At 41.2% G+C, this 12,954-nt stretch carries 14 protein-coding genes; 13 read left to right on the top strand and 1 reads right to left on the bottom strand.

Annotated features, from left to right (window positions below; genetic code table 11):
- Positions 1-13 precede the first annotated feature (13 nt).
- Both SY85_RS11795 and SY85_RS11780 read left to right on the top strand, forming a co-directional pair.
- On the top strand, positions 14-739 hold the full coding sequence (locus SY85_RS11795; protein ID WP_066404709.1) for an SGNH/GDSL hydrolase family protein: 726 nt from the start codon (positions 14-16) through the stop codon (positions 737-739).
- Positions 740-1,622: 883 nt separating this feature from the next.
- A complete protein-coding gene (locus tag SY85_RS11780) occupies positions 1,623-2,213 on the top strand; it encodes a hypothetical protein (RefSeq protein ID WP_066404699.1) in 591 nt (196 codons plus the stop codon).
- Between the two features lie 151 nt (positions 2,214-2,364).
- On the opposite strand, the gene SY85_RS11775 is transcribed toward SY85_RS11780, so the two are convergent.
- Positions 2,365-2,808, bottom strand: a complete 444-nt coding sequence (locus SY85_RS11775) for a response regulator (protein ID WP_066404697.1) — start codon at positions 2,806-2,808, stop codon at positions 2,365-2,367.
- 740 nt (positions 2,809-3,548) lie between these two features.
- Between SY85_RS11775 and SY85_RS11770 the strand changes: the two genes are divergently transcribed.
- The 11 genes from SY85_RS11770 to SY85_RS11720 all read left to right on the top strand — a co-directional run bounded on the left by SY85_RS11770 (position 3,549) and on the right by SY85_RS11720 (position 12,330).
- Positions 3,549-3,857: a YdhR family protein gene (locus SY85_RS11770; protein ID WP_066404696.1), complete on the top strand. Its 309-nt coding sequence runs from the start codon at positions 3,549-3,551 to the stop codon at positions 3,855-3,857.
- A 207-nt stretch (positions 3,858-4,064) separates the two neighbouring features.
- The gene (locus tag SY85_RS11765; RefSeq protein WP_066404695.1) at positions 4,065-4,559 is read left to right on the top strand and encodes a hypothetical protein; all 495 of its coding nucleotides are present in this window, start codon (positions 4,065-4,067) and stop codon (positions 4,557-4,559) included.
- 152 nt (positions 4,560-4,711) lie between these two features.
- Positions 4,712-5,311, top strand: a complete 600-nt coding sequence (locus SY85_RS11760) for a hypothetical protein (protein ID WP_066404694.1) — start codon at positions 4,712-4,714, stop codon at positions 5,309-5,311.
- Between the two features lie 383 nt (positions 5,312-5,694).
- Positions 5,695-6,273 (top strand): hypothetical protein, encoded by a 579-nt coding sequence (locus tag SY85_RS11755; RefSeq protein WP_066404691.1) that lies wholly within the window; start codon positions 5,695-5,697, stop codon positions 6,271-6,273.
- A 175-nt stretch (positions 6,274-6,448) separates the two neighbouring features.
- Positions 6,449-6,841 (top strand): hypothetical protein, encoded by a 393-nt coding sequence (locus SY85_RS11750; RefSeq protein WP_066404689.1) that lies wholly within the window; start codon positions 6,449-6,451, stop codon positions 6,839-6,841.
- Between the two features lie 213 nt (positions 6,842-7,054).
- Entirely contained in the window at positions 7,055-7,606 is a 552-nt protein-coding gene (locus tag SY85_RS11745) for a dihydrofolate reductase family protein (protein ID WP_066404688.1), read from the top strand.
- A gap of 376 nt (positions 7,607-7,982) precedes the next feature.
- A complete protein-coding gene (locus SY85_RS11740) occupies positions 7,983-8,423 on the top strand; it encodes a VOC family protein (protein WP_066404685.1) in 441 nt (146 codons plus the stop codon).
- A 230-nt stretch (positions 8,424-8,653) separates the two neighbouring features.
- Positions 8,654-9,106 (top strand): VOC family protein, encoded by a 453-nt coding sequence (locus SY85_RS11735; RefSeq protein ID WP_066404683.1) that lies wholly within the window; start codon positions 8,654-8,656, stop codon positions 9,104-9,106.
- A 418-nt stretch (positions 9,107-9,524) separates the two neighbouring features.
- Positions 9,525-10,319, top strand: coding sequence for a COG4705 family protein (locus SY85_RS11730; RefSeq protein ID WP_066404681.1), 795 nt, complete (start codon positions 9,525-9,527; stop codon positions 10,317-10,319).
- A gap of 502 nt (positions 10,320-10,821) precedes the next feature.
- Complete coding sequence (locus SY85_RS11725; protein WP_066404680.1) at positions 10,822-11,400, top strand: hypothetical protein; 579 nt, start codon at positions 10,822-10,824, stop codon at positions 11,398-11,400.
- A 219-nt stretch (positions 11,401-11,619) separates the two neighbouring features.
- Positions 11,620-12,330, top strand: coding sequence for a hypothetical protein (locus SY85_RS11720; RefSeq protein WP_066404678.1), 711 nt, complete (start codon positions 11,620-11,622; stop codon positions 12,328-12,330).
- Positions 12,331-12,954 lie beyond the last annotated feature (624 nt).

The raw sequence follows: 12,954 nt of genomic DNA, 5'->3' as shown, positions 1-12,954 counted from the left end.
TAAAGACAGCTATATGAAGCTATTCAAAACAACTCTTTTGTTCTTTTTGGTAGGCTGTACTACTCTAGCTTGGGGAAGAAATTATTCCGACTCGGTTCGGGTGTACAATGCCGGTGTCAATGGCAATAGTACTACCAATCTGCTGACACGCTTGGAGCGCGACGTGCTTAGTAAAAGCCCTGAACTGGTAGTATTGATGGTGGGCACTAACGATATGCTGCATACGGATAAAAGCCTCTCTATGGCACAATACGAGGCCAACTACCAAAAACTCATTTCCTCGATCCGCAAAAAGTCCGACCTGGTGCTAATGACCATTCCACCCATCTATGCACCCTACGTCATTCAGCGGAAGCCGCAGTTCAATGGAGATGAGAAGGCACCACAGGCCCGCGTGGATTCTGCAAACCAGGTGATCCGTCGACTGGCCGCCAAGAATAAATGCACACTCATAGATCTGAACGCCATTCTCACGGCCTGCGGTGGCGCCAACACCGACAAGAACAGCCTGTTCCAAAACGAAGCCAATTTCAATATCGCCGATGGCATTCATCCAACAGCGGCTGGCTACCAGGTTATTGCCACTGCTGTTTACCAAACCATTAAAGGCTATAAACCCGGCGTACACTCTGTAATGTGTTTCGGCGACAGCATTACCAATGGCTACCGCATCACCGGCCAAGGCACCACCGAAGGCGATGTCTACCCAGCCGTACTAAAGCGCATGCTAAACCTGTAGGGTAGGTGCGCCGGGGGCGCTGTGGATTGAACCACGGCGACACAGCGAGCACAAAGGGGCACAGAGAACAGTAAAGAATAAATAGATCTATAAAATAGAAAAGCACTCCGCTATTGGAGTGCTCTTTCTTTTATAGCAATAGTGCTTTGGGAAACTCTTACAGGTTTGGCGTCATTCCCTCCCCCCTTACAACCTGCCTGCCAGCCATAATGCCTCTGGCGTTTGTCATCCAGAGCGATAGCGAAGGATCTCAGAGACGCGCATCTAAAATAAGTTTGAAATGTGTAATGCCTCTTGCTGTCATGCTGCATTTATTTCAGCATCTGCTGTTGCCTAAAAGGACGAATAAGTACATTTCAACCTCTTCGCTTTGAGAGCAATTTCGGCTCTGATTATTACGATTTTATTTTAGGATTGATGGAGGCTGGTAGGGGCAGTAGAGGAGGATGGTGGGAGGAGTAGTGAATGTGGAAGGCAGGTAGAGGGCTTTATCTGTGCAGTTGGTACGGACTTACCTACAGAAGAGGTACAGAAGAGGTACAGACTAGGTACAGGAGAGGTACAAGAGACCAGGGAGATAGGAGGGAGAGAATAATGAACAAGGAACAAGGAATGATGAATATAGAAGGGAGGAAATGTTCAATGCTCAACTTTCAATACTCAATGTTCAATGAAGAGAGATGGAATTGGGAATTAGGGTATTGGGGATTAGGAGAAAGCCGGGGCTTTTGGTTTCACGCAGAGACGCGGAGGGTTTAATGATATTAGAAGTGGCTTACATGTGTATAACTAAAGTGAGTAAAACCCTTGTAAGAGGAGCATCTCTTTAGTAAATTTGCTAAAATACTTAGCATTTAAAATCATCACTAATCTCCCGTACACCATGGCAAAACAAATAGGCCCCGTATTCATCACCGGCACCATCGATGGCATCATCTTTTATAAGCTCAATGGGCAGTATTACCTGCGCTCAAAGGGTGATTATAAGAGTGGTAAAAAGATGCGCAAGGATCCTAGCCTCCAGCGCACCATGGCCAATGCCGAGCGGTTTGGGGTGGCCGCCAGGATGGTGAAGCGGGTGTACTACCGCCAGCTTCCAGGGACCGTGCGCAAACCTGGCTTGTTTGCCAGGCTAACTGGCATGGTCAATAAGTGGTTGTACCAGGGCCATACCAAAGAAGAAGCACAGGAGCTATTGTTGGCGCATTGTCAGAAATTAACGACCAAGCAAACGGCGATAGAAGCTACGCCTTCTGTATGTACAACTGCACCTGTGGTGCCACCGCAGCCAACACCAGCACCTGCTGGGAGGGAAATAAAACCAGCAGTACCAACATCAGCACACCACGTTAAGCAGGCGCGCTACCTATCTAAATGGAAGGTTAAACGCAATGGTCGGTTACATATACCCAGGAACGCTAGTACTTATTGCCAAAAGAGCGATGGTATGAATGATGAAAGATTGCTCGTATAGCCATGCCGGTTATGAAGGTCCACGAGAAGCCGTAGCTAGAAGAACTTAAACGAAGCTTAACAGGGAATAGGATAATTTCTCAGGAGCAGGCTTAATCAGCAGCAAAGCCAGCGTTGCCTGCTTGTAACGGATGAGGAGGAAGCGCCTACACTTAATAAACCAAATGAAAGGTTTCTTGCTGATATCTCTCAACCGCTACTTGCCGTGGATTGTTCCAATCTATTTCAAGAATGTGTTGTAACGCTGCTGCTAACGTGTTAAATGAGCTAGGTTTGGAAAGAAAAAGATTGGCGCCCAGGTTATAGGCCATCGCAACGCGCTGAGGATTTAGTGTGGTGCTATACATGATAATTGGAATTTCGGTGGCCAGCCTTTCACGGATCCCCTTGAGCCAATGAAAGCCATCAAACTCCGGCATATTAATGTCTAAAAAAATTAAGTCGGGTTGGGGTAAGGCCCGAAGTCTTTCGATATTGCATTCGCCGGCATAAAGCAAGCGAATGGGTAAGCCAAATTCCTCAATGGCTACTTCAAAGAGTTCCAACTCTTCAGGATCATCATCAATCAAGAGAATGGTCTTTTGCACGGAAAGCATGGCGTAAGAGCTTTTATACTATAAAGTAACAATAAAAGGCCACACCATTTACCAAACTCCCAAAATTAAATATAACCAGCTGCCATACCTGCTAAAGCAGCTATACACCAGTAAGAGATGCGATTTGCTATGCTTCACCTTGCCATCAAACACATGCCTTAATTTCATGTAAATAGGATACGGCTAATAGTTATATGGCGGCCTCTTTATCTGGCAATAAGCAGGAATTGCGTGCGATCTTTCGTCTTCAGGGGGGGCTTTGACTTTTAGCAATAAAAATCCCCTCCGGAAAGAGGGGAAAGACGTTGCAACTCGGCCAGTTAAGGGATTGGAAAATTTGTTAACCCGGATCGGTTGAACGTGGTTTTAAGGTATATTGGAGCTTACTAAGTGCAACACGAAAATAGGGCAACACGTGCATTGATAAAACACCTTTACCAAATTCAATAATAAGTTTCTCTACGCCATTGTTGGTGCTTTTCTTATCCCTTGTGCTGCAGCTGCACCAACAACTGGAAGCTGTAAGGTTACTTGCTTTTAGTTATTTGTCTTTGCCCTTGTATTTGGTGGGCTAGTTACATTGTCTTTATCCCAACAACGATATAATTTAAAAATTAGAACAGGGTTCAGTCCAAAAGGATTTACAAAATGAACTGTGCAGTAAAGTTTATGATTGGTACACTTTTTAGGAGTTGCGACACTTTTAATTTTGCAGTATTGTTTATTTAAAATACTGAACAATGCAAGCTCAACTAATCACCTATCAATTAAAGGATATTTCTCAAGAGGAATATCTTAAGCAAATGGTGGAACCAGATGCACCAATTTTAGCGCAGGTAAAAGGACTGATTTCAAAAGTTTGGCTTTCAGACATAGAAAAAAACACTTTTGGCGGGTTCTATTTATGGGAAAGCAAAACGGCAATGGAAGATTTTATGAATTCTGACTTGGTAAAAGCAGTTGTAAGCCGACCGTACGTAAAGAATGTTTCTTCGGTTGACTATGAAGTAAATCAGAAAGCTTCATTGATTACTCGAGGAATAAAATAGGTAGTTGATGCTTCTTCAATGTTGACAGCGTCACTACTGCTACCAGCGGTTGGGAGCAATGGAGGCTTCAGAATATGTCCCGGTAGGGAGTAATTCTAATCAACTTTTGTACATTAGCTCAGCAGCATTAATACGGATACCCAAAACTGCAACTAGCCTAAGATGTTAGTAACAATCTTACTTTAGCCAATTTATGCAGCAAGCTATATGACAATTCGAATTTTAATAGCCGTGCTCTTTTTCACTCTTGTTTTCAATGGTTGCAAATGCACCAAAGAGTATGAGTGCGGAGATCCACCCATTTATCCCGCTTTTATTGGTTTTTCTGCTGCCGATATTGATACATTCGTTGTTAGGAAATATCAGCCAAACACAAACTACCAAAGCCTTGTTGATACCTTCGTTATAAAATACAGCGAATATTACCGGACGTCTAACGATACAACTAAAGTCATCTTGTACCTGAAGGGCGACCAAGGAATAAAGCCAGGATTTGACTGGCAGGTGTTTATCCCTGCTTTACAAAAGACCGTCTTTGTCTCTGATATAAGGGGTAATAAGAAAACAACGGAGTGTGGTGCATTAGCTGCCCCTATTAATTGCGGTTGTGCCAACGACTTGTTTTCCGCCAAGCTGGATAATCAAACGATAACCTTTGCCGATACAGATAGACAGCCTCCTTTTATTTATATAAAAAGGTAAAATCTGTCTGCTGTTAACATGAATATTGCTTCAATACAGGCTTTGTGCTAGTTTTCAACCTAAATAACAAATCAACAACTGAGTAAGGTTAAGCAGTAATGACATCAGCGTCCTGTACTGTCAGTAATACCTTCTACATTAGTTACCACTATATGAAGACCCTATTAACAATTTCTGCTTTATTAATATTAACAGTTTCTGCAACTGCGCAACGACAAATCTCGTATGCTTACACAGAAATCAAAAAAGGTCAGTATAATACTTGTGCTAGGACATCCTACCTTCTGAAAAACGCCCAAATAAAAAAACAGTCAGGCAAGCTCTCAATTCCAATTGCAGGTAGACCTGCGAAAGTTTTTAAGGACGACAACTCTGATGAGAATTTTCATGAATTTGACTATATGGGTGAAATAAAAGGCACAAAACTTTCACTGGTAAAGCGAACAGACTACAATCACGAAGAGTTTTATCTTCTTAATCGGTCGACTGGAGCTATTGATACACTCATCGGAGAACCTGTATTCGCTCAAAACATGAGAGATTTTGCCTGCATCAATAATCCAGGAACAGACGAGGAGCAGCAAGTACAAATTTGCGAAATAAATAAGGGAGCAGTCAATACTAGAGTGTATTTGAAGGGGAAAGCTGATGCCTTTTTAGAAGGCATTGCCTGTATCAAACGAAACTTTCTTTATGCAAAGGATAATCAAGGCAGTTACTGGAAATTAAGCTTTGAAATTGGAGACGAATAACGACAAATAACACAAGTTTCATGCAATTACTGCTGGCGAATGAAAGCCTATGATAAATCTCTATTTTACATAGGCAAATAAGTGAAGCTACAGTCCCTGAAATTCCTGTACTGCATAAAGTCCATCTCCATTAGTGGTCATTCAATTTTAAACTTATACGCCGTTGTTGGTGTTCCGCTTAGCCCTTGTGCTGCAGCTGCACCAACAACTAGAAGGTATAAAGCTATCCTGCAATAAGTTATTTATCTTCACTCTTGTTGTTGGTGGGTTAGTCACGTAGTTTTTGCCTCAACACCGAAAATGGTGTAATATAACAACGGTGAAGCTGATGGAACACAAACAACTACAGCTTAAGGAACACATTTAACATTAGCGGCAACTTTATGGGACTCGATATACAACTTTCAGTAAATAATGCAGACGAAGTATTGACTCCTGATTATTATGAGAATAAGGAAATAGACTCTTTTTATAAACATAATCTTAGCAGAACATTTTGCAACTTTATGTGCAAACAGGACGCTGTTAGTGGAGAGCCTGAACTTGATCAAATTGGGCGTATCACTTCGGTAGATATAGTGCCCTTATATGATATGAATAAGTATTGGGTGCCAGAGAGTATTGAACATCAGCTCTCGTTTGCCGAAACAGAAGAAGAGAAGCAACAAATATTTGAAAGAATCAATACAGACAGAGCTAGATTAGAAACGAACCTTGAAATAGTCCTCTCGACTGTAAGCACTTTAATTGAAAAGATATCCAATATCCAAAATCTGCCTGAACTCCTGAATGACAATGGCTTTGACAGCTTAAATAATAACTATTACTTTTCTGACTTTAATATTGATAAAGGAGATGGCTATATAGGAAATAACTTCGGGCAGGACTTAAGGAATTTCAAACGGTTTCTTGAATATGTGAAAAGTAAAGGCTCTACTGGTGTTTACTTTATATATGGATAAAGATTTTGCTGCTAGCACGAGTTTTTCGCCAGCTAGGCAGACATTCATATTGTCAGCTTTATTTTCCAATGAACTAGTTTATCTTCAACCAAGGCTGGCGTTCAATGCATGCCCACGCAGACGCAAAGCTCTATTCCATTAGCAGCAATTTACAGATACTCATTAACTCTAAGAGATGATACTTTCCACTTTCACTATTTCTCAAAGTTCCACCGAAGAAGACAGGCCGCCAATATCTTATAGAGTGAAAGAGTATTTTGAATGCTTCATTACTACTGAAGTTCTGGAGCAGAAAAACATTATCCTGAAAGCTAAATGGAACATCGTATTAGCTATCTATTTTATACGAAAGGGGAAATATGGTCCTGATGCTGTATTTCTGGCTAAAGGTTCAAGGATTATTAGTGCAGAAAGCACTAAAATTTACGAGGTACTCATCCCTATGCAGTTGATTGATGCTGCAAGCGACAAGCAATTAAAAACAATTGAACTAATGTATGAAGGGATTGCATTGTTCCTGACGTCCACTTATAAAACAGTGTCAACGGAGTTTATGAAGCAGCTTTGAGAAAAAGTAGACAAAGCATATTTACTGTCATTACCTTATCCTACGGCAGTCGAAGAACAAAAATATTTGATAGATGAAGTGCTGAAAAGGCAGGGCCACTAACACAAGCTTCCAAAAATGACAGCTAGGTGTTATTTTCAACCACAAACAACAATCAGCCACTGGATGGTTACCAGCCCACAGTAATTCAACAATTGATTTTAACAAAACAGCATGAGAAAGCTAATTGCAGCAATCAATATGACGCTTGACGGTTATTGCGACCATACAGCCATCAATCCTGATGAAGAAATACATCAACATTACGCGGACCTGTTAAATAACGCAGGTGTCATTCTATATGGCAGGGTCACCTATCAATTGATGGAGTATTGGCGAACCATTTTGGAAAATCCAACAGGCGATAAAGCAACGGATGAATTTGCTATAGCAATGGACAAGATTCCTAAAATTGTTTTTTCGCACACGCTGCAAAATGTAGATTGGAAAAGTGCAACCTTGGCAAATAAAGACATCGAAGCAACCGTCTTAGAACTTAAACGCCAGGAAGGGAAAGACATTTTTGTTGGCAGTCCGGGTTTGATTGTGGAGCTGATGAAACTGAATTTAATAGACGAATACCAACTTTGTATTCATCCTGTAATAGTAGGGAGTGGATCGCCGCTATTTAAAAACATAAGCGAAAAGATGATGCTTAAACTTATGAAGACAAAAACCTTCGGTTCTGGAGCTGTAATACATTACTATGAACCAACAAAACAATAGCCAATAGGCAGCTCGTTATACAGTTTATAGGTTAATGAAAAACGCGTCATTCTATATTGCTTTCACTTGTATGAACGGTACGCCTTTGATCTCATCAATGTTTAACCCTTTTGAGGCAAATTGCCGTATCTTACTTGTCGCGTTAGGCCATGAAGATTGTCGCATTCATACTGTCATGGCGCCAAGGTTTTTGCGAGATTTACAGCTGGTAAACGAATAGCGATGAGATAACTAATTTTAGGAATAACCGTAATTGCTGACCGTTTTATTGGTAGACCTAATGATAAACCTGGGTAGCTCTATCGGATTAGCTAATTAGGTACAATTTTTAAGGCGAAGAATTGAAATAAGAAAACCAACTTAAGAAATATAAATTATGGCACAAATCAATCCCCACATCAACTTCAACGGAAATGCTGAAGAAGCGTTTACTTTTTACAAATCAGTATTTGGTGGTGAGTTTGCAAAAGTTGTTCGTTTCAAAGATATTGCGAGTCCAGAGTTCCCCGTAGCGGAACATGAAGAAAACAAAATTATGCATATTGCTTTGCCTATCGGTAAAGGTGATATGTTGATGGCTAATGATGTTCCGGAAATTTTAGGAAAAACTAACGAAAATGAGAACAGAAGTAAAATTGTAATATTTGCGGAGAGTAAAGAAGAAGCAGACAAATTATTTAACGGGCTTTCAGCAGGAGGACAAATAGAAGGGCCTATTGGTGATAGTTTTTGGGGTTCCTATTTTGGTTGTTTTAGAGACAAATACGGTATTGAATGGATGGTGGAATTTGCCCCAAAATCTAATAGTCAAAACTAATTGACGAAGAACAATGAATGCCTAACATCTGTTTAGCAAAAGCAGGATTGATGTGGCAACCTGGCCTGTAAATAAATAGTGAGCAGCGAGATTGGAGCAGGCTCAAGAATTTTGTGGTTTAGTAAAGCCAACTACGTTGGCTAAAACTTATTTAAAGGCGTTTAGAAATAAGGTTATTGAGGAAAGCTCTGTATACTATACAGAGCTTTTCATTTACAACGAGATAAATTATGACGAAAAGTAATTTGCTGCGAATGGACAATGTCGGCATCGTGGTAGAATCCCTTGATGATGCCATTGCTTTTTTCACAGAAATAGGTCTGAGCCTGGAAGGGCGAGCTACCATTGAAGGAGAATGGGCTGGACGCGTCACCGGGTTGGATTCTCAGCGTGTAGAAATCGCTATGATGGTTACCCCTGATGGCCACAGTCGCCTGGAGCTCTCTCGGTTTATCGACCCTTCAACTGTTGCAGATCACCGTGTGGCTCCTGTGAACTCGCTGGGGTACTTACGCGTTATGTTCACCGTTGACAACATTGACGAATTGCTCACGAGGCTCTATAAGCATGGCGCTACACTGGTTGGCGAAGTGGTTCAATACGAGAACGCATATAGGCTCTGTTACATTCGCGGAAATGATGGACTCCTTATTGGGCTTGCAGAACAACTCGGTAAAAAATAAGTAGGGGTGCTTTCTGAAAACTGTTTGTAGAGGGTTTCGCACAGAGGAAAGGAGAAAAGGAGAAGAATATTAGCTGATGTGATAATTAGCTGATGAAAGAACGAATGTCAATAAATTAAAAAGCACTCCACTGAGGGAGTGTTTTTCTTATGTAATGTTGTTTGATATTGGGCTTGTGCGGCAGCTAATGACTATTGACTAATGACCATTGATTAGGCTGGCGCTGCGCGGCCCTATCCAGGTTATCCTTATTGTTTCTTCAAATTATAAACGACAGCTATACGACGTTTGCGACTCTGTACTTTTTCGCTCTAGCGTGGTGTTAGGAAAGAAATGCAAACTCATAATAGCATTCGCAAAACAGCCTCATCAATAAGCCACTGGCACTATCATTGTTCAGTCTTATGAAAAGTGAACGATGGATAAGTTGAGCAATGAGCACTATGCCTGGAATAAAATTCCCCAGTTAACCCTACTGTTCTGGATCACCAAGATCACCGCTACTACCTTAGGTGAAACGGGTGGCGACTTATTGGCGCAAACCATGAACGTAGGTTATGCCACCAGTACGCTCATCTTTTTTTCCTTCTTCTTGGTAGCTCTAACAGCACAGTTGATCGTTAAGCGATATGTGCCGCCCATTTACTGGGCTGTGATTGTTGCCACCAGTACGGCAGGTACCACCATGTCCGATTACATGGATCGTACATTGGAACTGGGTTATGCACTGGGCAGCCTCATACTCATCTCTATTCTTATTGTTATACTCGTTATATGGAAGCTTTCTGAAAAGACCCTTTCGGTCACCGACATACGAACAAGAAGAGGAGAGATCTTTTATTGGGTGGCTATTCTGTTCTCCAACACGCTGGGCACAGCGCTGGGCGATTTCCTGGCCGATGATTCGGGTCTTGGTTTCGGCGGCAGTGCCTTATTGATCAGTAGTGTATTGCTGTTGATTGTTCTTGCCTACTATTTTACACGCATATCCAGAGTGCTTCTTTTCTGGATCGCCTTTGTATTGACAAGGCCTTTTGGTGCCACCTTTGGCGACTTGCTCACGAAGCCGCACGATAAAGGCGGACTGGGTTATGGCACAATAGGCGCTACCCTTATTCTCTTTGGCTTACTTGTCTTTTTTGTGATTTATGAAACAGTACAATTAAGAATGCACCTGCATTCGGGAGCGCAAACAAAGCTGGTGAAGCAATAAAGGAGGTAGGGTAAGAGCAGAAAGTGAATGTTTGTTAAGATGTTGCTATTTTTAACAGCAACATCTGTAAATTTCGGTCCAAGCCGTGTCTCCTTTGTATAGCCTTGCGCGTGGGAAGGGACACGGCGGCAGTCGCGAAAGTTAAATTGCCGGCTTTCTTGTATACCTGTTAAACAGCCATTGAGGAAAGTTACAGTTATTGCTTCCTGCCACCGCAGTGTCCCTGCTATCACACTAAGCCAAGCTTAGGAGACACGGCGGGGACTGAATGCAGTTAGAAACGGAAGTGTATTCAATCCCGATACTATTTATTTTAATAGAGGGGCGCCTATTTATCATCCATAATAAAAAGCAATAATGCGGGTTCTATTTTTTGTTCTGTCTTTTTTTCTTCTGGCACCTGTAGGGATAGGTCAGGTACGAAAAGTATATGGGCGTGATTTTGATTACCGTACGCTTTTTGCGAAAGATACAGTAAGCGCTAATGCCCTGCCCCGAAACTATGTGTGTTGCACGTATCAGGGGGAGTATCCTCACCGATATTGACATTTTTCGCCAGGAAGATTGGATGAAAGAACCTTTGCAAACCCATGCCCGTGTTGTAAGACAAGGAAAGCATACCTTTTTTATTTACGATGCCGGTAAAACCAAGAGCGGGGGTTATGGCCGGTTGTTTTCTAAAAAAATACAGTTTAGCGATACAGCAATGTTTGTCAATGATACCTTGATTTATAAGCGTACGACACCCATTTCTGTTTATTATCAATATGCTACTGGTATTTATTCAGACTCGATTGTAGTTAATGATAAAACTTTTGGAGGGTATACGAAAAAGGAATTGCAGACTTCTCCTTTAATGTCTTTTGCCAATTATACTCTATGGCCATTAGTTGATACCTATACCAGGTATTACCAGATAGCCATTACGCCTAGCCAACAGCAGGTAGTCAAAGCCAAAAGAATGATTGCAGACGGAACTGCAGATTATAGTTTTGGTTATGCTCATAGCCAAGATTATTTTACCCAAAGAGGCATACCGGCTTCTTTATTCTGGATCAAGCATTTAGGACTAATATATTAAGACAGTATGAATATAAATCTTTTCGGTCCCCGCCGTGTCTCCTTTGCCTAGCCTTGTGCGTGGCAAGGGACGCGACGGTGGTCGTGACTGTTTGATACCAAATTCTTACAGAGGTTCATAAATTAGCATGCCAGCGATAATTTGTAACAACAACGAAAATTTTGAAAAATAATAGGTCAAAAGGATTGATGACATTTTATCATTGCACTTAAATACAGAATGACCAAACTTGAGCAATATTACTATGAGGCGAAAGGAAACAAATGGTTTCACTACTTCACTGTTTGTTGCCGTGTAGCATTGGCCTTTGGGTTCATTCCATCGGGTATAGTAAAAATTATGGGTGAACGCTTTACGGCCTTACCAGCTAATCATCCATTGGGACATTATTTCGATGCCTTACACCAAACAGGGTTCTATTATACATTTATCGGGGTTGGACAACTACTAACAGCTATCTTACTAATCATACCAAGAACGGCACTTCTTGGTGCAATTATGTATTTCCCAGCTATCCTGAACATTTGTATTTTGGCTTATGCTACTCGGTTTGAAGGAACTCGTATCACAACACTGATGTTATTGGCAAACATATATCTGCTATGCTGGGACTATGAACGAATAAAATATGTCTTACCATTTAAGCGATCGAACACTGAAATTGACGCAGCAAAAAAGAAGGCGTCAACCAGTAAGTTTCCGTTTGCGTTTTTTGGAGGCGTGTTGGCGACAGTAGTTTTAGTTATTGTAATAAACATTTTTATATTCGAAGTCCGCCCTGGTAATTCGCTGATAGAATGCGAGAATGGATGTGTAGATAGCAAATATCCAAAGGCTTCCAAAGAATTTTGCAATTGTATTTATAATCAGGGTAAACCGCTTGACAAATGTTTAGAAGAATATAAGCAGGCAAAAGAAAAAGAAAAATGATCCTTCAATTACTTCAGTGCAACTTATAACTGCTATCTATAAACAACAACCTGGATTCTCCATTCAAAAAAAGGGAGTAGGTATCTTTCCCTGGAAGCAATTGATTTTATATATTTCATTCACGTACAAAAAACAGGCTCAGGAAAACAGGAGAAGGGTTTCACGAAAAGGCGTAAAGATGTAAAGACGCTAAGAAGTAACAGGTTATATACTAAAAGCACTCCGTTAAGTGGAGTACTTTTTTATTTACCGTCTCCTTCAATAATTATTTATTACTACTCATTGATTATTGAGCGTTGAGCATTGAACATTTCCTTCTCTCCTTACTCCTTACTCATCACTCATTATTCATCATTCCTTGTTCCTTGTTCATTATTCCTTCTCTTGTACTTTGATCATTGAAAATTGAGCATTGAGCATTCCTCCCTTCTTCAATTCCCAATCCCTCCTTATCAACTTATCAACTTATCAACTTCTCAACCTGTCAACCCAAATCAGCCATCAGCCATCCTCACATCAGCCATTTCCTTCCAATCCTTTAATCTCCCCAAATCCCGGTTCAGACATTCTTCTCTCCTCCATGATAATATCGTACAATAAGTTGCAAAGCAGTTGCAGGAAACT

This window comes from Flavisolibacter tropicus, from assembly GCF_001644645.1.
Classification (GTDB): Bacteria; Bacteroidota; Bacteroidia; order Chitinophagales; family Chitinophagaceae; genus Flavisolibacter; species Flavisolibacter tropicus.
The sequence above is the reverse complement of the archived record's forward strand: the minus strand, read 5'-3'. Positions and strand labels throughout refer to the sequence as shown.

Excerpts from the sequence above, each read along its gene's own strand:
- SY85_RS11795 (WP_066404709.1), top strand. The coding sequence starts at position 14 with ATGAAGCTATTCAAAACAACTCTTTTGTTCTTTTTGGTAGGCTGTACT.
- SY85_RS11780 (WP_066404699.1), top strand. The coding sequence starts at position 1,623 with ATGGCAAAACAAATAGGCCCCGTATTCATCACCGGCACCATCGATGGC.
- SY85_RS11775 (WP_066404697.1), bottom strand. The coding sequence starts at position 2,808 with ATGCTTTCCGTGCAAAAGACCATTCTCTTGATTGATGATGATCCTGAA.
- SY85_RS11770 (WP_066404696.1), top strand. The coding sequence starts at position 3,549 with ATGCAAGCTCAACTAATCACCTATCAATTAAAGGATATTTCTCAAGAG.
- SY85_RS11765 (WP_066404695.1), top strand. The coding sequence starts at position 4,065 with ATGACAATTCGAATTTTAATAGCCGTGCTCTTTTTCACTCTTGTTTTC.
- SY85_RS11760 (WP_066404694.1), top strand. The coding sequence starts at position 4,712 with ATGAAGACCCTATTAACAATTTCTGCTTTATTAATATTAACAGTTTCT.
- SY85_RS11755 (WP_066404691.1), top strand. The coding sequence starts at position 5,695 with ATGGGACTCGATATACAACTTTCAGTAAATAATGCAGACGAAGTATTG.
- SY85_RS11750 (WP_066404689.1), top strand. The coding sequence starts at position 6,449 with ATGATACTTTCCACTTTCACTATTTCTCAAAGTTCCACCGAAGAAGAC.
- SY85_RS11745 (WP_066404688.1), top strand. The coding sequence starts at position 7,055 with ATGAGAAAGCTAATTGCAGCAATCAATATGACGCTTGACGGTTATTGC.
- SY85_RS11740 (WP_066404685.1), top strand. The coding sequence starts at position 7,983 with ATGGCACAAATCAATCCCCACATCAACTTCAACGGAAATGCTGAAGAA.
- SY85_RS11735 (WP_066404683.1), top strand. The coding sequence starts at position 8,654 with ATGACGAAAAGTAATTTGCTGCGAATGGACAATGTCGGCATCGTGGTA.
- SY85_RS11730 (WP_066404681.1), top strand. The coding sequence starts at position 9,525 with ATGGATAAGTTGAGCAATGAGCACTATGCCTGGAATAAAATTCCCCAG.
- SY85_RS11725 (WP_066404680.1), top strand. The coding sequence starts at position 10,822 with ATGTGTGTTGCACGTATCAGGGGGAGTATCCTCACCGATATTGACATT.
- SY85_RS11720 (WP_066404678.1), top strand. The coding sequence starts at position 11,620 with ATGACCAAACTTGAGCAATATTACTATGAGGCGAAAGGAAACAAATGG.